At 64.1% G+C, this 18447-nt stretch carries 19 protein-coding genes; 6 read left to right on the forward strand and 13 right to left on the reverse strand.

What is annotated here, in order from left to right:
- Positions 1-22: 22 nt before the first annotated feature.
- Both ribF and murJ read right to left on the reverse strand, forming a co-directional pair.
- Positions 23-961: a bifunctional riboflavin kinase/FAD synthetase gene (ribF, locus tag JFY56_RS16210; protein ID WP_208314872.1), complete on the reverse strand. Its 939-nt coding sequence runs from the start codon at positions 959-961 to the stop codon at positions 23-25.
- A 236-nt stretch (positions 962-1197) separates the two neighbouring features.
- A complete protein-coding gene (gene murJ / locus JFY56_RS16215; protein ID WP_208314873.1) occupies positions 1198-2736 on the reverse strand; it encodes a murein biosynthesis integral membrane protein MurJ in 1539 nt (512 codons plus the stop codon).
- Between the two features lie 244 nt (positions 2737-2980).
- On the opposite strand from murJ, the gene rpsT reads away from it, so the two are divergent.
- Positions 2981-3250, forward strand: a complete 270-nt coding sequence (rpsT, locus tag JFY56_RS16220; RefSeq protein ID WP_009617555.1) for a 30S ribosomal protein S20 — start codon at positions 2981-2983, stop codon at positions 3248-3250.
- 113 nt (positions 3251-3363) lie between these two features.
- Here rpsT and JFY56_RS16225 read toward each other — a convergent pair whose 3' ends face one another.
- From JFY56_RS16225 to rplU, 5 genes are all read right to left on the reverse strand, one after another.
- Positions 3364-3825, reverse strand: a complete 462-nt coding sequence (locus JFY56_RS16225; protein WP_208314874.1) for a CreA family protein — start codon at positions 3823-3825, stop codon at positions 3364-3366.
- 10 nt (positions 3826-3835) lie between these two features.
- Positions 3836-4954: a glutamate 5-kinase gene (proB, locus tag JFY56_RS16230; RefSeq protein WP_208314875.1), complete on the reverse strand. Its 1119-nt coding sequence runs from the start codon at positions 4952-4954 to the stop codon at positions 3836-3838.
- A gap of 60 nt (positions 4955-5014) precedes the next feature.
- Positions 5015-6235, reverse strand: coding sequence for an Obg family GTPase CgtA (gene cgtA, locus JFY56_RS16235; protein WP_208314876.1), 1221 nt, complete (start codon positions 6233-6235; stop codon positions 5015-5017).
- Positions 6236-6391: 156 nt separating this feature from the next.
- Positions 6392-6649, reverse strand: a complete 258-nt coding sequence (gene rpmA / locus JFY56_RS16240) for a 50S ribosomal protein L27 (protein ID WP_208314877.1) — start codon at positions 6647-6649, stop codon at positions 6392-6394.
- A gap of 24 nt (positions 6650-6673) precedes the next feature.
- The gene (gene rplU, locus JFY56_RS16245) at positions 6674-6985 is read right to left on the reverse strand and encodes a 50S ribosomal protein L21 (RefSeq protein WP_208314878.1); all 312 of its coding nucleotides are present in this window, start codon (positions 6983-6985) and stop codon (positions 6674-6676) included.
- A 242-nt stretch (positions 6986-7227) separates the two neighbouring features.
- Between rplU and JFY56_RS16250 the strand changes: the two genes are divergently transcribed.
- Positions 7228-8196, forward strand: a complete 969-nt coding sequence (locus JFY56_RS16250; protein WP_208314879.1) for a polyprenyl synthetase family protein — start codon at positions 7228-7230, stop codon at positions 8194-8196.
- A 186-nt stretch (positions 8197-8382) separates the two neighbouring features.
- Positions 8383-8607 (forward strand): PA4570 family protein, encoded by a 225-nt coding sequence (locus tag JFY56_RS16255; protein ID WP_208314880.1) that lies wholly within the window; start codon positions 8383-8385, stop codon positions 8605-8607.
- Positions 8608-9096: 489 nt separating this feature from the next.
- Here JFY56_RS16255 and JFY56_RS16260 read toward each other — a convergent pair whose 3' ends face one another.
- From JFY56_RS16260 to JFY56_RS16285, 6 genes are all read right to left on the reverse strand, one after another.
- On the reverse strand, positions 9097-9714 hold the full coding sequence (locus JFY56_RS16260) for an FKBP-type peptidyl-prolyl cis-trans isomerase (RefSeq protein ID WP_208314881.1): 618 nt from the start codon (positions 9712-9714) through the stop codon (positions 9097-9099).
- Between the two features lie 81 nt (positions 9715-9795).
- Positions 9796-10092 carry a DUF6482 family protein gene (locus tag JFY56_RS16265; protein ID WP_208314882.1) on the reverse strand — a complete coding sequence of 99 codons (297 nt, stop codon included), beginning with the start codon at positions 10090-10092 and terminating at the stop codon, positions 9796-9798.
- 128 nt (positions 10093-10220) lie between these two features.
- Positions 10221-10715: a TIGR00645 family protein gene (locus tag JFY56_RS16270; protein ID WP_208314883.1), complete on the reverse strand. Its 495-nt coding sequence runs from the start codon at positions 10713-10715 to the stop codon at positions 10221-10223.
- A 165-nt stretch (positions 10716-10880) separates the two neighbouring features.
- Positions 10881-11222 carry a PA4575 family protein gene (locus JFY56_RS16275; protein ID WP_208314884.1) on the reverse strand — a complete coding sequence of 114 codons (342 nt, stop codon included), beginning with the start codon at positions 11220-11222 and terminating at the stop codon, positions 10881-10883.
- A 178-nt stretch (positions 11223-11400) separates the two neighbouring features.
- Positions 11401-13881, reverse strand: coding sequence for a Lon protease family protein (locus JFY56_RS16280; protein WP_208314885.1), 2481 nt, complete (start codon positions 13879-13881; stop codon positions 11401-11403).
- Positions 13882-13980: 99 nt separating this feature from the next.
- Positions 13981-14304 (reverse strand): TraR/DksA family transcriptional regulator, encoded by a 324-nt coding sequence (locus JFY56_RS16285; RefSeq protein ID WP_208314886.1) that lies wholly within the window; start codon positions 14302-14304, stop codon positions 13981-13983.
- Between the two features lie 229 nt (positions 14305-14533).
- Here JFY56_RS16285 and JFY56_RS16290 point away from each other — a divergent pair, with 229 nt between their 5' ends.
- From JFY56_RS16290 to JFY56_RS16300, 3 genes are read left to right on the forward strand one after another with little or no spacing between them, the layout of a single operon-like run.
- Positions 14534-15022: a DUF3015 domain-containing protein gene (locus tag JFY56_RS16290; protein ID WP_208314887.1), complete on the forward strand. Its 489-nt coding sequence runs from the start codon at positions 14534-14536 to the stop codon at positions 15020-15022.
- A gap of 54 nt (positions 15023-15076) precedes the next feature.
- Complete coding sequence (locus JFY56_RS16295; RefSeq protein ID WP_208314888.1) at positions 15077-16945, forward strand: Lnb N-terminal periplasmic domain-containing protein; 1869 nt, start codon at positions 15077-15079, stop codon at positions 16943-16945.
- A 46-nt stretch (positions 16946-16991) separates the two neighbouring features.
- Positions 16992-18206 carry an RtcB family protein gene (locus tag JFY56_RS16300; protein WP_208314889.1) on the forward strand — a complete coding sequence of 405 codons (1215 nt, stop codon included), beginning with the start codon at positions 16992-16994 and terminating at the stop codon, positions 18204-18206.
- Positions 18207-18447 lie beyond the last annotated feature (241 nt).

The raw sequence follows: 18447 nt of genomic DNA on the forward strand, positions 1-18447 counted from the left end.
TCAGGGCCTGTTCAGGATCTCTTCAATCAAGCGGTTGGCCCAGCCAATAGGCCCGGGCGGCAGCGATATCCGCAAGGATCGCCGCCTTCAGCTCCTCCAGGGAGGAAAAGCGCTGCTCATCTCGCAGCTTCTGGTGGAAGGTCACTTCCAGGTGGCGACCATACAGGTCGCCGGAAAAATCGAGCAGATGCACTTCCAGGTGGGGACGGCCATCGCCTTTCACCGACGGCCGCGTGCCGATATTGGCGACCCCGTGGCAGCGCTGGCCATCGACCTGGGTGCTGACCAGGAAAACGCCATTCAGCGGCGCCTTGCGGCGCTTCAACTGGATATTCGCGGTGGGCGAGCCAAGCTGGCGGCCCAGTTTCTGCCCGTGCAATACGCAGCCGCTCAGGCTGTACGGACGCCCGAGCAGACGCTCGACGGTGTGCAGGTCGCCCGTGGCCAGTACTTCGCGCACCCGCGAACTGCTGACGCGGATGCCGTCGATCTCCACCGTGGTCGCCGCTTCGACGGTGAACCCTTCCGACTCGCCGGCCCTCGCCAGGAAATCGAAGTCGCCGGAACGGTCGCAGCCGAAGCGGAAATCGTCGCCGACTTCCAGATGGCGCACCTTCAGGCCCTCGACCAGCACGTGGTGGACGAACTCGGCGGCGGAAAGCTCGCGCAGGCGGCGGTTGAACGGCAGGCAGAGGACGAAATCGACGCCCTGCTCGCGCAGCAGTTCGAGCTTTTCGCGCAGCCGGGTGAGACGCACCGGCGCCGCATCGGGAGCGAAGAACTCGCGCGGCTGCGGCTCGAAGATCACCGCGCAGCTCGGTACGCCAAGCTCCAGCGAACGCTCGCGCAGACGCGCCAGGATCGCCTGGTGGCCGAGATGGACGCCGTCGAAATTGCCGATAGTGGCGACGCAGCCCCCGGAGAAGGGCCGCAGGTTATGTAAGCCTCGAAGCAGCTGCATGGTGCGCGTATTGCTCAGAAAGTGGTCGATTATACCTGCACCCGCCGCCCTGCGACAGGCTATCAGCCGTCGCCCGGCAGCAGATTTCCCGGCCCAGAGCCTGTTTACAATCTGCTGCGCGTCGGCATAACTGCGTTGAAAACGGGCTCGGGGTGCTCATTTACTGCGTGTAAACTCCGCTCCCTCCCCCGTTTTCGCCTTGTTCTGCTCTAGCTCGCGAGATCGTAAACAGGCCCTCAGGACACGGAACGTCGGGAAAAGTCGCGGATGCGGAAGCCCATCAGCGCCAGCATTCCGAAGTAAGTGACGACACCCGCCGCCACCAGCGCCCCAAGACGCAGCAGCCTGATCGGCATTCCACCCTGGTCCCAGGCCGGCATGTAGTGCATCAGCACCAGCAGCACGGCCGACATCACCAGCACGGCGACCACCAGCTTGGCGAGGAACATCGCCCAGCCGGGTTGCGGCTCGAACAGCTGGTGCTTGCGCAGTTGCCAGTACAGCAGCCCGGCATTCAGGCATGCCGCCAGGCTGATCGCCAGCGCCAGCCCGACGTGCTTGAGCGGGCCGATGAAAGCGAGGTTCATCAACTGGGTCGAAGCCAGGGTGAACAACGCGATCTTCACTGGCGTCTTGATGTTCTGCCGCGCATAGAAACCGGGCGCCAGAACCTTGACCAGGATGATGCCGAGCAGACCGACGGCATAGGCGATCAGCGCGCGCTGGGTCATCAGGGCATCGTTGGCGCTGAACTTGCCGTACTGGAACAGCGAGACCGTCAGCGGCTCGGAAATCAGCGCCAGCGCCAGCGAGCACGGCAGCACCAGCAGGAAGCACAGGCGCAGCCCCCAGTCCATCAGGCGCGAATATTCATGGCGGTCGTCGCTGGCGTAGGTCTTGGCCAGCGACGGCAGCAGGATGGTGCCCAGCGCCACGCCGAGCACGCCGGACGGCAGCTCCATCAGGCGGTCGGCGTAGTACATCCAGGACACCGAGCCGGCGACCAGGAAGGAGGCGAAGATGGTGTTGATGATCAGCGAGATCTGGCTGACCGAGACACCGAGGATGGCCGGCCCCATCTGCTTGAGCACGCGCCAGACGCCGCTGTCGCGCAGGTTCAGGCGCGGCAGCACGAGCATGCCGATCTTCTTCAGGTGCGGCAGTTGGTAGAGCAGTTGCGCCAGCCCACCGACCAGCACCGCCCAGCCCAGCGCCATCACCGGCGGGTCGAAGTACGGGGTGAGGAACAGCGAGAAGACGATCATGCTGACGTTCAGCAGGGTCGGCACGAACGCCGGCACCGAGAAGCGGTTCCAGGTATTGAGGATCGCCCCCGCCAGCGAGGCCAGCGAGATCAGCAGGATGTAGGGGAAAGTCACCCTCAGCAGGTCGGCGGTCAGGTCGAACTTTTCCGGCGAGGTGACGAAGCCCGGCGCGGTCACCCAGATCACCCAGGGCGCGGCCAGCATGCCCAGCGCCGTGACCAGCGCCAGCACCAGGGTCAGCAGGCCGGAAACGTAGGCGATGAAAACACGGGTCGCCTCCTCGCCCTGCTTGGTCTTGTACTCGGCGAGAATCGGCACGAAGGCCTGGGAAAATGCACCCTCGGCGAAGATCCGGCGCAGCAGGTTGGGCAGCTTGAAAGCCACGAAGAAGGCGTCGGTGGCCATGCCGGCGCCGAACATGCGCGCAACGATGGTGTCCCGGACGAAGCCGAGCACACGCGACAGCATGGTCATGGAGCTGACCGCAGCCAGCGATTTGAGTAGATTCATGAATTCCGCAGATCCAGGGTCGTCCGTCGCAACCTCCGGTCGGTGCGACGGCGCCGACAAGCGTCCCTGCCGGCAATCGAAAGCCGTGGAGTTTAGGGCTGCGCAGCGAATAAATCATCCACCGCGGCCCCCGACACCACTCGTCGGAGCCCGCGTATATGCTTGACAAGGCATCGGTGCGACGGCATCATTCGCGGCCTTAATTTATTCGCTACATCCCAAGTTTTTCTCGAGGAGCTCGACGGTGGCCAACACACCTTCCGCCAAAAAACGCGCCAAACAGGCTGAGAAGCGTCGCAGCCACAACGCCAGCCTGCGTTCCATGGTTCGTACCTACATCAAGAACGTAGTCAAGGCAGTCGATGCCAAAGACCTGCCGAAAGCCCAGGCTGCCCTGGTTGCTGCTGTGCCGGTAATCGACCGCATGGCCGACAAAGGCATCATCCACAAGAACAAGGCTGCTCGTCACAAGAGCCGCCTGAATGCTCACGTGAAGGCCCTGGCCACCGCGTAAGCTTCAGTTCTTGTAAAAAACCGGCCAATGGCCGGTTTTTTATTGCCTGCGTTTTTTGTAGGAGCGCGCCATGCGCGCGATCGTGGGCATGGCCCACTCCTACATGGACTCAATCACTTCGCCGGCCACGGCATGATCGGAATGGCCGTCACCGCGTTCTGCGGGCTGCCCTCGATCACCCGGTCGCTGTAGACCAGGTAGATCAGCGAATTACGCTTCTCATCGAAGAAGCGCACCACCTGCATGGTCTTGAACACCAGAGAAGTGCGCTGCTTGAACACTTCTTCGCCATCCTTGAGCTCTTCCCTGAAACGGATCGGCCCGACCTGGCGACAGGCGATGGAAGCCTCGGCGCGATCTTCCGCCAGCCCAAGCCCGCCCTTCACCCCGCTGGTCCGCGCCCTCGACAGGTAGCAGGTCACACCCTCCACCTGCGGATCGTCGAAGGCCTCGACCACGATCTTGTCGTTCGGCCCCACCCACTTGAATACCGTGGAGACCTCACCGATCTCTTCCGCCCCGGCCAGCGCCGGGAGCAGCAGCAATGCTCCGAACAATCCCTTGAACACGCGCATTGCCACCTCCTCAGACCAGGACCAGGTTGTCTCGATGCACCAGCTCGGGACCATCGACATAGCCCAGCAGGCTTTCGATGGCATCGGTCGGCTGGCCGATGATCTTCTGTGCCTCGACGGCGCTGTAGTTGACCAGTCCGCGGGCGATCTCCTGCCCTTTCTGGTCGACACAGACCACCATCTCGCCACGACGGAAGCTGCCCTGGACGACTTTCACGCCCACCGGCAGCAGGCTCTTGTGATCATCGACCAGCGCCTTGACCGCGCCATCGTCCAGCACCAGCGTGCCGCGCATCTGCAGATGCCCGGCCAGCCATTGCTTGCGCGCAGCCTTGCGGCTCCGCTCGGGGGTCAGCAGCGTGCCGAGACGCTCGCCGGCACGCAGGCGATCGAGCACGCGCTCGATGCGCCCGCCGATGATCACCGTATGCCCGCCGGAACGTGCCGCCAGCCGCGCAGCACGCAGCTTGGTCTGCATGCCGCCGCGACCGAGCGCACCGGCGCTGCCGCCCGCCACTTCGTCCAGCTGCGGATCGTCGGCACGAGCTTCATAGATAAGCTGGGCTTCGGGATTGTTGCGCGGATCGGCGTCGAACATGCCGTCGCGGTCGGTGAGAATCACCAGCAGATCGGCGTCGACCAGATTGGCCACCAGCGCCGCCAGGGTGTCGTTGTCGCCGAAGCGGATCTCGTCGGTGACCACCGTGTCGTTCTCGTTGATCACCGGGATCACACCGAGATCGACCAGCGTACGCAGGGTGCTGCGGGCGTTCAGGTAGCGCTTGCGGTCGGACAGGTCGTCATGGGTCAGCAGCACCTGCGCGGTCTGCAGGCCGTGCACGGCGAAGCTGGATTCCCAGGCCTGCACCAGCCCCATCTGTCCAACCGCCGCGGCAGCCTGCAGCTCATGCATTTCGCTTGGCCGGGAAACCCAACCCAGACGACTCATGCCAGCCGCCACCGCACCGGAAGAAACCAGCACCAGCTCGACGCCGGCGCAGTGCAGGGCGACCATCTGCTCGACCCACACCGCCATGGCATCGCGATCCAGACCGCGACCATCCGCGGTGAGCAGTGCGCTGCCGATCTTCACCACCCAGCGCCGCGCGCCGGTCACCTTCTCACGCATTTCTTCAACCTTAGAAGTCAGGCTTCACTACGTTTCATCCGGACCGGGTCGCCGATCCGATCAAGGTACGTAGAAGATCTCCGGCCCGTCGCCGTCGTCTTCATCATCCTCGAAATCATCGTCGTCGAGATCGTCGGCGCTCTTCAGGCCGGCGCGACGCAGGGCACGCGCGTCGTCCAGCGCCTGCAGGCGCGCCCGCGCCTCGTCCTCGATGCGCTGATCCAGCTCGGCCAGCGCCTCGGCGTATTCCGGCTCCTCTTCCATGCGCAGCGCACGCTCGTCCAGGTACTTCATGATGTCCTGGCTGAGCGCCTCGGTACCTTCGCGCTCCAGGGCGGAAATCACGTACACCGGACCCTCCCAGCCCAGACGCTCGATCACCGCCTGCTTGCGACGCTCGCACTCTTCCGGTTCGAGGATCTGATCCATCTTGTTCAGCACCAGCCAGCGGTCGCGCTCGGTCAGCGCCGGGCTGAACTTGCCCAGCTCATGAACGATGATTTCCGCAGCATCGGCCGGATCGCTTTCATCCAGCGGCGCCATGTCCACGAGGTGCAACAGCAGACGAGTGCGCGCCAGGTGCTTGAGGAAACGAATCCCCAGACCGGCGCCTTCCGCGGCACCTTCGATCAGACCGGGAATGTCGGCAACCACGAAGCTCTTGAAGCGGCCCACGCTGACCACGCCGAGGTTCGGCACCAGGGTGGTGAAGGGATAGTCCGCCACTTTCGGCTTGGCTGCCGAAACCGCACGGATGAAGGTGCTCTTGCCGGCATTCGGCAGACCGAGCAGACCGACATCGGCCAGCACTTTCAATTCCAGCTTGAGATCGCGCGCCTCGCCCGGCTTGCCCGGAGTGGTCTGCCGTGGAGCGCGATTGGTGCTGGACTTGAAGCGGGTATTGCCAAGGCCGTGCCACCCGCCCTGGGCCACCATCAGGCGCTGCCCGGCCTGGGTCAGGTCACCGATGATCTCCTGGGTGCCAGCATCGATGATGGTAGTTCCTACCGGCACCGGCAGGATCAGGTCCTCACCCTTGGCACCCGTGCAGTCCTTGCTGCCGCCATTCTGCCCACGCTGGGCATCGAAGCGCCGGGTGTAGCGGTAGTCCACCAGGGTATTCAGGTTCTCGTTGGCTTCGAGGTATATCGAGCCACCGTCACCGCCATCACCGCCGTTGGGACCGCCTTTTTCGATGAACTTCTCGCGGCGAAAGCTCATGAGGCCATTGCCGCCGTCACCGGCTTTCACGTGAATGGATACTTCATCGACGAATTTCATGGGAACGCCTCCCGCCCGTGCGGCGGGTTGAATAAGAGAAAAGGAGCATAGGATACAGGCAAGTCCACGCAAACGCAGTTGCCCACAGCCCAGCCGAAAAACGACAGAAACAAAAAAGCCCCGTCGCGAGACAGGGCTTCTTCAGTGAACGCTCGCTTAGGCAGCGACGACGCTTACATAGCGACGGCCAAAGGCGCCTTTCACTTCGAACTTGATCACGCCGTCGATCTTGGCGAACAGGGTGTGATCCTTGCCCATGCCAACGCCGTAGCCAGCGTGGAATTGGGTGCCGCGCTGACGCACGATGATGTTGCCGGCTTTGACAACCTGGCTGCCGAACATCTTCACACCAAGGCGTTTACTTTCTGAGTCGCGGCCGTTGCGGGTACTACCGCCAGCTTTTTTGTGTGCCATGAGTCAAATCCTCCAAAAAAGGAATTAGGCCTGGATGCCGGTGATTTTGATTTCAGTGAACCACTGGCGGTGGCCCTGACGCTTCATGTGGTGCTTACGACGGCGGAACTTGATGATGCGCACTTTGTCGTGACGACCGTGGGAAACCACTTCAGCGGTCACTTTCGCACCTTCTACCACCGGCAGGCCGATCTTGACGTCGTCGCCATTGGCAACCAGCAGAACGCGGTCGAAGTTGATGGCTTCGCCGGTAGCTACGTCGAGCTTCTCGACCTTGAGGAATTCGCCTTCGGTGACTTTGTGTTGCTTGCCACCAGTAACAATAACTGCGTACATCTGGATGTCTCCGTTAGACCTGCTCACCCGACGCTTTATAGAAAGAGGAATGGGTCGGCATGGCTGCTTGGGGCCGGAAGCGGACGCCCTTGCAATTGCGTAAGGCAGGATGTGCCATGGAAGTTCGGGGCCGCGATTGTACGGAAAGAGAACCCCCGAAGCAAGCGCCCGCCGGGCTTTCCTTGACAGCCCCACCCCCTGCCCCTAGCATGCCGCGCAATCTAAGAGGAGCGCTGTCCTTGATGCAACCCCAGGCTTTCTATCGCGTGGTAGCGGACGATTTCACCGTCGTCGACGGGATCATCCGTCGCCAACTCACTTCCCGCGTCCCCCTGGTGGAAAAGATTGGAGATTACATCATCTCCGCCGGCGGCAAACGGCTGCGCCCCCTGCTGGTGCTGCTCTCCGGCAAGGCCCTGGGCTATTCCAACGACGACCTGCGCCTGCTGGCCGCGATCATCGAGTTCCTGCATACCTCCACCCTGCTGCACGACGACGTGGTTGACGCCTCCGGCCTGCGCCGCGGCCGCGCCACCGCGAACGCCCAGTGGGGCAATGCACCCAGCGTGCTGGTCGGCGACTTCCTTTATGCGCGCTCCTTCGAAATGATGGTCGAGCTGGGCTCCATGCCGGTCATGCAGATCATCTCCCAGGCCACCCGGGTGATCGCCGAAGGCGAAGTGCTGCAGCTGACCAAGGTCCGCGACGCCAGCACCACCGAAGAAACCTATATGGAAGTCATCCGCGGCAAGACCGCGATGCTCTTCGAGGCCTCGACCCACGGTGCGGCAGCGCTGGCCCAGGCTCCGGCCGAGCAGGCGGAAGCGCTGCGTCAGTTCGGCGACGCGCTGGGCATTGCCTTCCAACTGGTCGATGACCTGCTCGACTACCGTGGCGATGCCGCCAGCCTGGGCAAGAATGTCGGCGACGACCTGGCCGAAGGCAAGCCGACCCTGCCGCTGATCGTCACCATGCGCGAAGGCACGCCGGAACAGGCCGCCCTGGTACGCAAGGCCATCCAGCAGGGCGGCAGCCAGGACCTGGAAGGCATCCGCGCCGCAGTGGAAGCTGCCGGAGCGCTCGACTACACCGCCCGCCTGGCCCGCGAATATTCCGCGCGCGCCATCGATTACCTGAAGGTCCTGCCGGACAGCGAATACCGCGCGGCCATGATCGAGCTCGCCGAGTTCGCGGTCGCCCGCACTCACTGACAGTTCGCCAGTCTCCGAGACGCCCGCCCCGGCCCAGCCGCGGCGGGCGTCTTGCTTTCAGCCCCGCCGAATTGTCGAACTCGTCGCTCAACCGCCTGGCGATTTCATGCGGGAACTTGCAATCGATGCTTGCCATTTTAGAAATGAGAATTATTATCATGTAAGGCTCATCACGGAGATAACGCCATGACCTACATGATCGATGCCTGGCTGGATCGCCCGCATCCCTACGTCCGCATCCTGAATCGCGATACCGGGGAAGTCTGCGCGCTGCTGGAGGACGATGCCCTCGATGAGTTGCGCGAACAGGGCGGTCTCGACCCGGCCGAGCTGAGCACCAACGAACCTGGAGTCGTCAAGGAGCTGGTGCGCAACCTGTTCCTGTTCTGCTACGCCCGCGCGCTGCGGTGAACGGGCCTTGTTGCGAGGACAGTTCGCGGGCATGGCCCGCTCCTACGGGCTGCAATGCCCATCGTAGGTTGGCGCTGAGCAACGCGAAGCCCAACATCGCCATCGTTGGGCTTCACTGCGTTCAGCACCAACCTACGCGGGCTCTGGCCCGCCCACGCAGGTGCAGGGCGGACAATGCTCCGGCCCCACGAAAGGTGGAAATGCTTCGCGATTTCCACCCTACGCTCTTGCCATACCTGTAGGAGCAAGTGTCTTGCACGGCCGCGAGGCTACCCCCTCTCCCTCGAGGGAGAGGGGACTATTCGGAGTCGCCGGCTGGCACGGTGTACCACCTCACACCGTCGCGCCCCCTCTCCCTCCGGGAGAGGGTTGGGGTGAGGGGATCGCAGCGCCGGAGTATCTGTAGCGGGCCATGCCCGCGATAACAAAAAAGGGACGCAAGCGTCCCTTTTTGCTGCAATGCGGCCAATAAAGGCCGCAGCGCTGGAATTACAGGATGTCCAGCAGTTCGACGTCGAACACCAGCACGCTGTGCGGCGGGATGCTGCCGACGGACTGGCCGCCATAGGCCAGTTCGCTCGGTACGTGCAGGCGCCATTTGCTGCCGGTATTCATCAGTTGCAGGGCCTCGACCCAACCGGCGATCACGCCGCCCACCGGGAACTCGGCCGGCTCGCCGCGCTGGTAGGAGCTGTCGAACACGCTGCCGTCGATCAGGGTGCCGTGGTAGTGGGTGCGCACGGTGTCCTCGCGGGAGGGTTTCGGACCGTCGCCGCTGACCAGCACTTCGTACTGCAGGCCGGACGGCAGCACGGTCACGCCTTCGCGCTTGGCATTATCGACCAGATAGGCCTTGCCAACGCCGGCGGCGGCTTCCGCCTTGGCCTGCGCTTCGGCCTGCATCTGCTCGCGGATAACACGGAAGGCGTTCGACAGATCCTCGCCGGAAACCCGGCTTTCGATGCCGGCGAAGGCATCGGAAACGCCAGCCAGAACGGCATCCAGGCTCATGCCCGGCACGGGGTTGGCGCGCAGCTGATCGCCCAGTTGGCGGCCGATGCCGTAGCTGACGCGGGCTTCGTCGGTGGTGAGGTTGAGTTCGCTCATGGCGGGGCTCCGCAAGGTGCAAAAAAAGGGCGGCCAGCCTAGCACAGAAGACCGCTCTCCCCTACCGCGCCCCGGCCATGGCTAATGCAGGGGCATGGGCACGCCTTCGGCGGTCTCGTGTTCCTGCTGCATGCCGCACATTTCGTCATGCACCACCGCATGCACGAGCTGGAAAGGCAGTTTCGGCAATCCGGACAGCAACTGGCGGGCATGTTCGACCGAGCGCACGCTGAGCACGTGGCCGAGATTGTCCTGGATCGGATGGAAACGCTGGCCGATCAGCGCTTCGAGCACGTAGATATCGCCCTCCATCGACACCAGGTGTACCGCATCGACCTCCTTGGCGGCAGCGCGACGACTCAGCTCTTGCAGATTCATGACCTCTCCTCCAAAGAAAGACCTTCGCAGGAAAAGTCTCGCCCAGCAGATTGTCAGCGCAAGGCGGAAACGCAACCGCCCGTCCGTTTTGCAACGGACGGGCGGCTGGGAGTGCCTTGCGGAGCCGATCAGTGATCGTGACGGGTCAGCTTGTCCAGATAACCCATGGCGAAGGCCGAGAGGACGAAAGTGAGGTGGATGATCACGTACCACATCAGCTTGTTGTCCGGAACGTTCTTCGCATCCATGAAGATGCGCAGCAGGTGGATCGAGGAAATCGCCACGATGGAGGCCGCCACCTTGTTCTTCAGCGAACCGGCATCCATCTTGCCCAGCCAGTTGAGCTTGTCCTTGCTGTCGTCGATATCCAGTTGCGAGACGAAGTTCTCGTAGCCGGAGAACATCACCATCACCAGCAGGCCGCCGACCAGCGCCATGTCGATCAGCGAGAGGATCACCAGTACCAGGTCGGCCTCGGCGATCGAGAATACGCTCGGCAGGACGTGGACGATTTCCTGGAAGAACTTGATGGTCAGCGCCAGCAGGGCCAGGGAAAGACCTATGTAGATGGGCGCCAGCAACCAGCGGGCGGCATACAGACCATTTTCGATGAAACGTTCCATAGCACTCTTGGGGTAGTAAGGGAGCGCGGGATTATAGCGGAAACGTTGGTACGAGTTATCCAGCAAAACTGTGGATAAATATGTGCACTACGCCGGGATGGATGTCTCCCGCCGTTGCCTGGCGCGGCTTCGAAGCGATTGAGCAGAGTCCGTCCAGCGGAGCGGTCAGGGGTCCGGATGGAATTGGTAGTCGCCGAGATTGCGTACCCGCTCGCCGTTCAGCCGCCGCAGTTCGGCCTGCAGGTGCAGTTGCCAGATCTGCGGATCGTCCACCGCGATATAGCCCTGCTGGACCAGGCAATCGACGATCGCATCGAGCACGCCTTCGGCGACGAAAGGCCCGGGAAACGGGCCCTGCGCCTTGATTGCGGTGGGTTGCGCACCGGCCATGCCTGCAGCGCAGAGCAGGGTCCAGAGTCCTTTCTCTCCGGCCAGCGGCCTGATCTCGCACTCGATGCGCGTGGTCAGCCCCAGACAGGGACGGATAAGGCAGAGGTTACGCGGCATGGCGGCCCCCTCGCGATTGGCCTGGGTTTTAGCCTACACCCAGCCTAGCACGCGAAAAAGCCGTGGGTTATCCCGAGCGCCTGTGGATAACCCTGTGGACGCCGTCTCGCGGGACGCACTGCAGGCGGCTGGCAGGGCACCGTTCAAGGACCAGCCAGCCACCCGCGAGCCCTGAGGGTCAGTCCGCGTCCTTCTTCTTCCGCGCCCGCTCCTTCTCCACCGGCGCCTTTTCGCTCTTGGCCGTCTTGCTGGCGACTTCCTTCGCCGGCTTTTCCTTCTCTTCCTCGTCCATGCCCATCTCGGAGATTTCCTTGAGGCGCTCGACCACCCGCGCATTCACGCTGCCGGCCGGGAAGTTGCCCTTCTCGTCCGGCGCGCCCGCCGGCTGTCCGACCAGCAGGCTCAGCGCCTCGTCCACGTAGCGCACGGCGTAGACATGGAACTGCCCGTTGCGCACGGCCTGCAGCACGCGCTCGTCGAGCATCAGGTTGGAGATGTTGGCGTGCGGGATGATCACCCCCTGCTCGCCGGTCAGGCCGCGCGCTTCGCAGAGGCGGAAGAAGCCTTCGATCTTCTCGTTGACCCCGCCGACCGCCTGCACCTCGCCGAACTGGTTGATCGAGCCGGTGATGGCGAAGCATTGCCGCAGCGGGATGCGCGACAGAGCCGAAATCAGCGTGCAGACCTCGCCCAGCGAGGCGCTGTCGCCGTCGACATAGCCGTAGGACTGCTCCAGGGCGATGCTCGCGGAAATCTCCAGCGGGAATTCCTGGGCGTAGCGACTGCCGAGGTAGCCGGTGAGGATCATCACGCCCTTGGAGTGGATCGGCTGGCCGAGGCTGACTTCGCGTTCGATATCGACGATACCGCTGCCGCCCGGGTACACGGTGGCGGAAATCCGCGCCGGTACGCCAAAGGCGGAATCGCCCACTTCCAGCACCGTCAGGCCGTTGCACTTGCCGACGGCCGCGCCTTCGGTGTCGATCAGGATGGTGCCGGCGAGCATGTCGTCGAGAATCCGCCCGGAAACCCGGCCGGTGCGGGTTTCCTTGGCCTTCAGGGCGCGCTCGATATGGCCGAGGTCGGTGACCTTCTCGCTGGCCAGGTGGCGGATGAAGTCGGCTTCGCTGACCAGTTGGAACAGGTCGCTGATCCGCGCCGACAGCCGCCCCTGGTGCTCGGCCAGGCGCGCGCTGTAGGTCGCCAGGCGCGCCACGGCGGCGGAGGTCAGCGGCGCCAGGCCCTCTTCCGAGGTGCGCGTCTTCAGCAACTGGGAGAACTGCTCCAGGCTGTCGTCGGCCAGCGGGATGTCCTCGTCGAAGTCCACCAGCACGCGGAACATTTCCTGGAAGTCCGGATCGAGGTCCTGCAGCGTGTAGTAGACCTGCCGCGAGCCGATGATGATCACCTTGAGGTGCAGCGGGATCACCTGCGGGGTCAGGGTCATCGCCGCCAGACGGCCCAGTTCGGCGAGCGGCGATTCCATCTTCAGCTGGCGCGACTGCAGGGCGCGCTTGAGCGCATCCCAGACGAAGGGCTCGCCGAGCATCTTCTCCGCTTCCAGCACGAGGAAGCCGCCGTTGGCGCGATGCAGCGCCCCCGGGCGCAGCTGCCGGTAGCTGGTGTACAGGGCGCCCTGGTCGGAGGCGTATTCGATGCGGCCGAACAGGTTGTCGTAGGTCGGGTGCGACTCGAACACCACCGGCGCGCCACTGGTGGTGTGGTGACCGATCACCTGGTTCGGCGCGTACTGCTCCATCAGCATCTGCTTGCGCTGCGGGTCGGTGCGGTTCTCGTCGACCAGTTGATCGACGATGGTCTTCAGCAGGTTGAGCTGCATCGCCTGCAGGTAGGCGCTGACCCCGGAGTTGTTGTTGTACTTCTCCACCAGCGGCGCCAGCAGCGGCTGCAGCGCCAGGGTGATGGTTTCCTCGTTGAGCTGGCGCAGCTGGTTGCTCGACTCGCGTTTCCACTGCGGCAGGCCGACCAGCTCCTCGTTGAGCTGCTCCTCCAGGTCGGCGATATCGACATGGAAACGCTCGCGCTCGGCTTCCGGCAACTGGGCGAACTCGGCCTCGTCGAGCGCCTTGCCGTCCTTCATCGGGGTGAAGGCGATGTTCGCGCTATCGCGGTACAGCGCCACTTCCTTCTCCAAGGCGCGCCGTTCGATGGCGTCCAGGGCCTTGTCGTAGCGCTGGTTGAAGGCGCGGTCGATGGCGCTCTTCTTCTGCTGGTAGGCCGGGTTCTCGAACACCGAGGGGAAGGTGGAGAGCAGGTTGTCGATCAGATGATCGATATCCGTACCGAAATCCGCCGCGCTGCCCGGCGGCAGCTCGATGGCCTTCGGCTCGCGCGATTCGTCGAAGTTGTTGACGTAGACCCAGTCGGCCGGCGTGACCAGGCGCTTGCCCTCGGCTTTCAGGTAGCGCTGGACGAAGGAGAAGCGGCCGGTGCCCGGCTCGCCCATGACGAATACGTTGTAGCCAGGGCGCGGCATCGCCACGCCGAATTGCAGGGCCTCGACGGCACGTTCCTGGCCGAGCACGCCAAGGAACGGCTCCAGTTCGTCGGTGTTGGCGAAGGGGAACTGGTCGGGGGAGAAGGGACGGGTCAGTTCATCGGGCGCCAGGCGCAGGCCGGCGGCAACGGGATCGGGCATCGGGAGTCCTTGCATCGAGCGGCGCGACGCCGCGGAGAGTTGCCCGCATTCTCGCGCCGCCCGAACACCACTGGCAAGGCGATCCGCCCGTGCACGGACTCACTTCTGCAGATCGGCGCAGCGCAGGCAGTACTCGGCCGCCGGCAGGGCCTGCAGGCGCCTGCTTTCGATCTCCTCGCCGCAGCGCTCGCAGTAACCGTAGTTGCCATCGGCCAGGCGCAGACGGGCCAGCCCGACCAGGCGCATGCCCGCCTCCGCCTCGGCCAGCAGCGCCCGCAGCACATCGTCGTTCTGCCGCTGCTGCGCCTGTTCGGCAAAGTCCGGCGAGTGGGTTCGCCCGAGGTCACGGCGGATCGCTTCCGCACGCTGGGAATATTCGGCAGCCAGCGCATCCAGCGCGGCACGAGGATCGAAAGCGGACATGAAAGCCCTCCACGAATAAAGGAACTGTTCTTAGTCTGGCTGGTTCCAAGCGAATCGCTGCTGATATCAATCAACAGCCCCCTGCCCGGTTGCAGAGGCGATGGCCTGTGCGGCCTCGGCCAAGCATCGCGCCTTGACACCCTCAAGGCATTCCGAAAAGCTCTGGCGGGCGCCATACGCTGTCTTCCAATCAATTATGGCCCCTGGACCAGGAAAGAGAGACACGACGATGAAAAGGATTCTGCTCGCTACCCTCCTCGCCTCCGCATCCGCAGGTGCATTCGCCGCCGCCCCCGGCAGCGACGGCTGTGGCTGGGGCAACATGCTGTTCAAGGGTCAGCGCGGCGTCGCCACCCACGTACTCGCCGCCACCACCAACGGCAGCTCCGGCAACAACACCTTCGGCATGACCACCGGCACCAACGGCTGCCACACCAACGGTGCGCTGACCTACGGCGGCAAGCCGATGATCATCCTCAGCAGCATCATGGACGAACTCTCCGAGGACATGGCCAAGGGCAATGGCGAAGCGCTCACCACCTACGCCGTGGTGCTCGGCGTGCAACCGGAAGACCGCGCGCACTTCGCCGAGGTCACCCAGGCGCACTTCGCGCAGATCTTCGACAAGTCCGACGTCACCGCGGCGGACGTGTATGCCAATACCCAGGCAGTCCTGAAGCAGGATGCCCGTCTGGCCAAGTACGCAGAACAGGCCTGACCCGTTAGCCCGCCAACCCGGCGGGCTTTTTCCTTCACTCATCAAGTCATCCCGATGCCCAAACGCCTGTTGCCCTGGATGGCGCTGTGCGCCTGTGCCACCTCATACGCCGCACCGCAGATCAGCACCGAGAAAATCCAGGCGCTGGCGGCGCAGCCGTACTGGATCGCCCTCGGCCATTACGAGCACGCCAAGCTCGGCGGCTGGCGCAGCTTCGTCGATGACGAGGATTTCTTCCTGTCAAAGGAGGATGGCGCCCGGCATCCGGATGCCGAACTGGCGGCCACCGTGGAGGCGCTCTACGCCCCGGCGAGCCTCGGCGACAAGCATGCCCAGTGCGTCTACCCGGCACGCACGCGCTGGCTGCGCGATCAGTTGCAGCTCGACGACCTGCCGAAAGTGGAGTGCCAGGAATTCCGCACCTGGTACAACGACATCAACCCGCACAGCGCCGTGCTGGTGTTCCCCGCCGCCTACCTGAACAGCCCGTCGTCGATGTTCGGCCACACCCTGCTGCGCATCGACCAGCAGGATGTCGACTCGAACAACACCGCCCTGCTCAGCTACGCGCTGAACTTCGGCGCTTTCATCGAAGGCATGGACAACAGCATCCTCTATGCCTGGAAGGGCCTGATGGGCGGATATCCCGGCCTGTTCGCGCTGGTTCCCTACCGCGAGAAGCTCTCCGAGTACAGCCGCCTAGAGAACCGCGACCTGTGGGAATACCGGCTTAACCTGACGCCCGAGGAAACCGGGCGCATGGTCGAGCACGTCTGGGAGCTGAAGCAGATCCGCTTCAAGTACTTCTTCTTCGACGAGAACTGCTCGTTCCGCCTGCTCGAACTGCTGGAAATCGCCCGTTCCGGCATCGAGCTGACCGATGATTTCCCGATCACCGCGATCCCCACCGATACGGTGCGGGCGGTGAAGAACGCCGGGCTGATCGATCGCGTCGACTACCGCCCTTCGCGGGAACGGGAACTGCTGGCTCGTGGCGCCCCGCTCGACCATTCCGAACAGCGCCTGGCGCGCCGTCTGGCCGACGACGACAGCCTGCTCGACAGCGCCGAATTCAAGGCACTGCCGCCCGACCGCCAGGCGCTGGTACAGGACACCGCATTCCGCCTGGTGCGCTACCGCGCCACCGGCCAGGAGCGCGACAGCAACATCGCCTCGCGCAGCTACAACCTGCTCCGCGCGATCAACCGCAACCCGCCGCCGCCGATGCAGATCGAGCGCCCCGGCCAGCCCGAGGACGGCCACCAGTCGCGCACCTGGCAGCTCGGCCTCGGCAGCCGCGACGACCAGGCCTTCGCCGAGTACGGCCTGCGCATGGCCTACCACGACCTCGACGACAACGCCTACGGCTTCCCGCTCGGCGCGCAGATCGAGATCGGCCAGCTCAAGCTGCGCCAGTACGAGAGCAACCAGTGGCAGTTGCAGCAGCTCGATCTGGTCACCATCCGCTCGCTGACGCCGCGCAACGAGCTGCTACAGCCGCTGTCCTGGCAGGTTTCCTGGGGTTGGGAACGGGTCATGGGCAAGGACAGCGACGACGGCCACGACACCCTTGTCCACCATGTGAACGGCGGCGCCGGCGGCAGCTGGAAGCTCACCGAAGACCTGCAGGTCTTCGCCCTGGGCACCGCGCGCATCGAGAACAACCAGGACTTCGCCGCCACCATCGCCCCGGCGCTGGGCTTCGATGGCGGCCTGCTCTGGCGCAACGGCCTCGGCAACCTGACCCTCGAAGCCAAGGGCGACTACTTCCACAACGGCGAGGTGCGCCGCAGCCTGAACTTCGGCCAGCAGGTCGAACTCGGGCGCAATCTCGGCCTGCGCCTGTCCGCGCAAAGGGAATTCAGCCAGTTCGCCAGTCCGATCAACGAAGTCATGCTCGAACTGCGCTGGTACCATTACTGATCTCCCTGACGATGCCCGCCCGCGCGCGGCGGGCTGGAAGCGCAGCATGTCCGGCCCAACCATTCTCGACGTCCCCGGCGGCAAACCGGTCAAACTCTGGACCCAGGGCGTGCCGGTGGAAGACGAAGCCCGCCAGCAACTGATCAACACGGCGAAGATGCCGTTCATCTTCAAGCATCTGGCGGTGATGCCGGACGTGCACCTGGGCAAGGGCTCGACCATTGGCAGTGTGATCCCCACGGTCGGCGCGATCATCCCGGCGGCCGTCGGCGTCGACATCGGCTGCGGCATGATCGCCGCGCGCACCTCGCTGATCGCCAGCGACCTGCCGGACAACCTGCACGGCCTGCGCAGCGCCATCGAGAAGGCCGTGCCGCACGGCAAGACCTTCGGCCGCCGCGACCAGGGCGCCTGGGATGACGTGCCGGACGCCGCCGACCAGGCGTGGAAGTCGCTGTCCCGCCGCTTCATGGCGATCACCAACAAGTACCCGCGCCTGGAAAAGACCAACAACCGCCACCACCTCGGCACCCTCGGCACCGGCAACCACTTCATCGAGGTCTGCCTGGACGAGGCCAACCGCGTCTGGTTCATGCTGCACAGCGGCTCGCGCGGGGTGGGCAACGCCATCGGCTGCCTGTTCATCGAACTGGCGCAGAACGACATGCGCCAGCACATCGCCAACCTGCCGGACCGCGACCTCGCCTACTTCGAGGAAGGCAGCCGGCATTTCGACGACTACGTGGAGGCCGTCGGCTGGGCCCAGGACTTCGCCCGGCAGAACCGCGCGCTGATGATGCAGGCGGTGATCGCCGCCGCACGCAAGATCATCCGCAAGCCGTTCGAAGCCAGCCTGGAGGCAGTGAACTGCCACCACAACTATGTGCAGAAGGAGCGCCACTTCGGCCGCGAGGTGCTGGTCACCCGCAAGGGCGCAGTGTCGGCGCAGAAGGGCGAGCTGGGCATCATCCCCGGCTCCATGGGGGCGAAGAGCTTCATCGTCCGCGGCCTCGGCAACGAGGAATCGTTCTGCTCCTGCAGCCACGGCGCCGGCCGCGTGATGAGCCGCACCCAGGCGAAGAAGCGCTTCAGCGTGGAAGACCAGGTCCGCGCCACCGCCCATGTGGAATGCCGCAAGGACAAAGACGTGATCGACGAGATCCCGATGGCCTACAAGGACATCGAACGGGTGATGCAGGCGCAGAACGAGCTGGTCGAGGTGGTGCACACCCTGCGCCAGGTGGTTTGCGTGAAGGGCTGATGCCAGATCGAACGTAGGGTGGATCACGCTTCATCGATCCACCAACCACGCTTCTGCCCGGCAGCGAAGGTGGATGGAAAAGCGCCATCCACCCTACTCCTGACGGAAACCCCGGCCTCCTACAGAAGAGCGACCATCCCACGGGGAATGCATGCGGCGATTGGTAGCCGGGGCGGCCGGTTCGCTTCGTCTAGAGTTGGATGTGCCCTCGGAGCCCGCTCTCTCCAAGGCGATTAGCCCG

The organism is Pseudomonas schmalbachii (genome assembly GCF_017589465.1).
Lineage (GTDB): Bacteria > Pseudomonadota > Gammaproteobacteria > Pseudomonadales > Pseudomonadaceae > Pseudomonas > Pseudomonas schmalbachii.

Coding starts and splice junctions, on each gene's coding strand:
- ribF (WP_208314872.1), bottom strand. CDS start 961: ATGCAGCTGCTTCGAGGCTTACATAACCTGCGGCCCTTCTCCGGGGGC.
- murJ (WP_208314873.1), bottom strand. CDS start 2,736: ATGAATCTACTCAAATCGCTGGCTGCGGTCAGCTCCATGACCATGCTG.
- JFY56_RS16225 (WP_208314874.1), bottom strand. CDS start 3,825: ATGCGCGTGTTCAAGGGATTGTTCGGAGCATTGCTGCTGCTCCCGGCG.
- proB (WP_208314875.1), bottom strand. CDS start 4,954: ATGCGTGAGAAGGTGACCGGCGCGCGGCGCTGGGTGGTGAAGATCGGC.
- cgtA (WP_208314876.1), bottom strand. CDS start 6,235: ATGAAATTCGTCGATGAAGTATCCATTCACGTGAAAGCCGGTGACGGC.
- rpmA (WP_208314877.1), bottom strand. CDS start 6,649: ATGGCACACAAAAAAGCTGGCGGTAGTACCCGCAACGGCCGCGACTCA.
- rplU (WP_208314878.1), bottom strand. CDS start 6,985: ATGTACGCAGTTATTGTTACTGGTGGCAAGCAACACAAAGTCACCGAA.
- JFY56_RS16250 (WP_208314879.1), top strand. CDS start 7,228: ATGCAACCCCAGGCTTTCTATCGCGTGGTAGCGGACGATTTCACCGTC.
- JFY56_RS16255 (WP_208314880.1), top strand. CDS start 8,383: ATGACCTACATGATCGATGCCTGGCTGGATCGCCCGCATCCCTACGTC.
- JFY56_RS16260 (WP_208314881.1), bottom strand. CDS start 9,714: ATGAGCGAACTCAACCTCACCACCGACGAAGCCCGCGTCAGCTACGGC.
- JFY56_RS16265 (WP_208314882.1), bottom strand. CDS start 10,092: ATGAATCTGCAAGAGCTGAGTCGTCGCGCTGCCGCCAAGGAGGTCGAT.
- JFY56_RS16270 (WP_208314883.1), bottom strand. CDS start 10,715: ATGGAACGTTTCATCGAAAATGGTCTGTATGCCGCCCGCTGGTTGCTG.
- JFY56_RS16275 (WP_208314884.1), bottom strand. CDS start 11,222: ATGCCGCGTAACCTCTGCCTTATCCGTCCCTGTCTGGGGCTGACCACG.
- JFY56_RS16280 (WP_208314885.1), bottom strand. CDS start 13,881: ATGCCCGATCCCGTTGCCGCCGGCCTGCGCCTGGCGCCCGATGAACTG.
- JFY56_RS16285 (WP_208314886.1), bottom strand. CDS start 14,304: ATGTCCGCTTTCGATCCTCGTGCCGCGCTGGATGCGCTGGCTGCCGAA.
- JFY56_RS16290 (WP_208314887.1), top strand. CDS start 14,534: ATGAAAAGGATTCTGCTCGCTACCCTCCTCGCCTCCGCATCCGCAGGT.
- JFY56_RS16295 (WP_208314888.1), top strand. CDS start 15,077: ATGCCCAAACGCCTGTTGCCCTGGATGGCGCTGTGCGCCTGTGCCACC.
- JFY56_RS16300 (WP_208314889.1), top strand. CDS start 16,992: ATGTCCGGCCCAACCATTCTCGACGTCCCCGGCGGCAAACCGGTCAAA.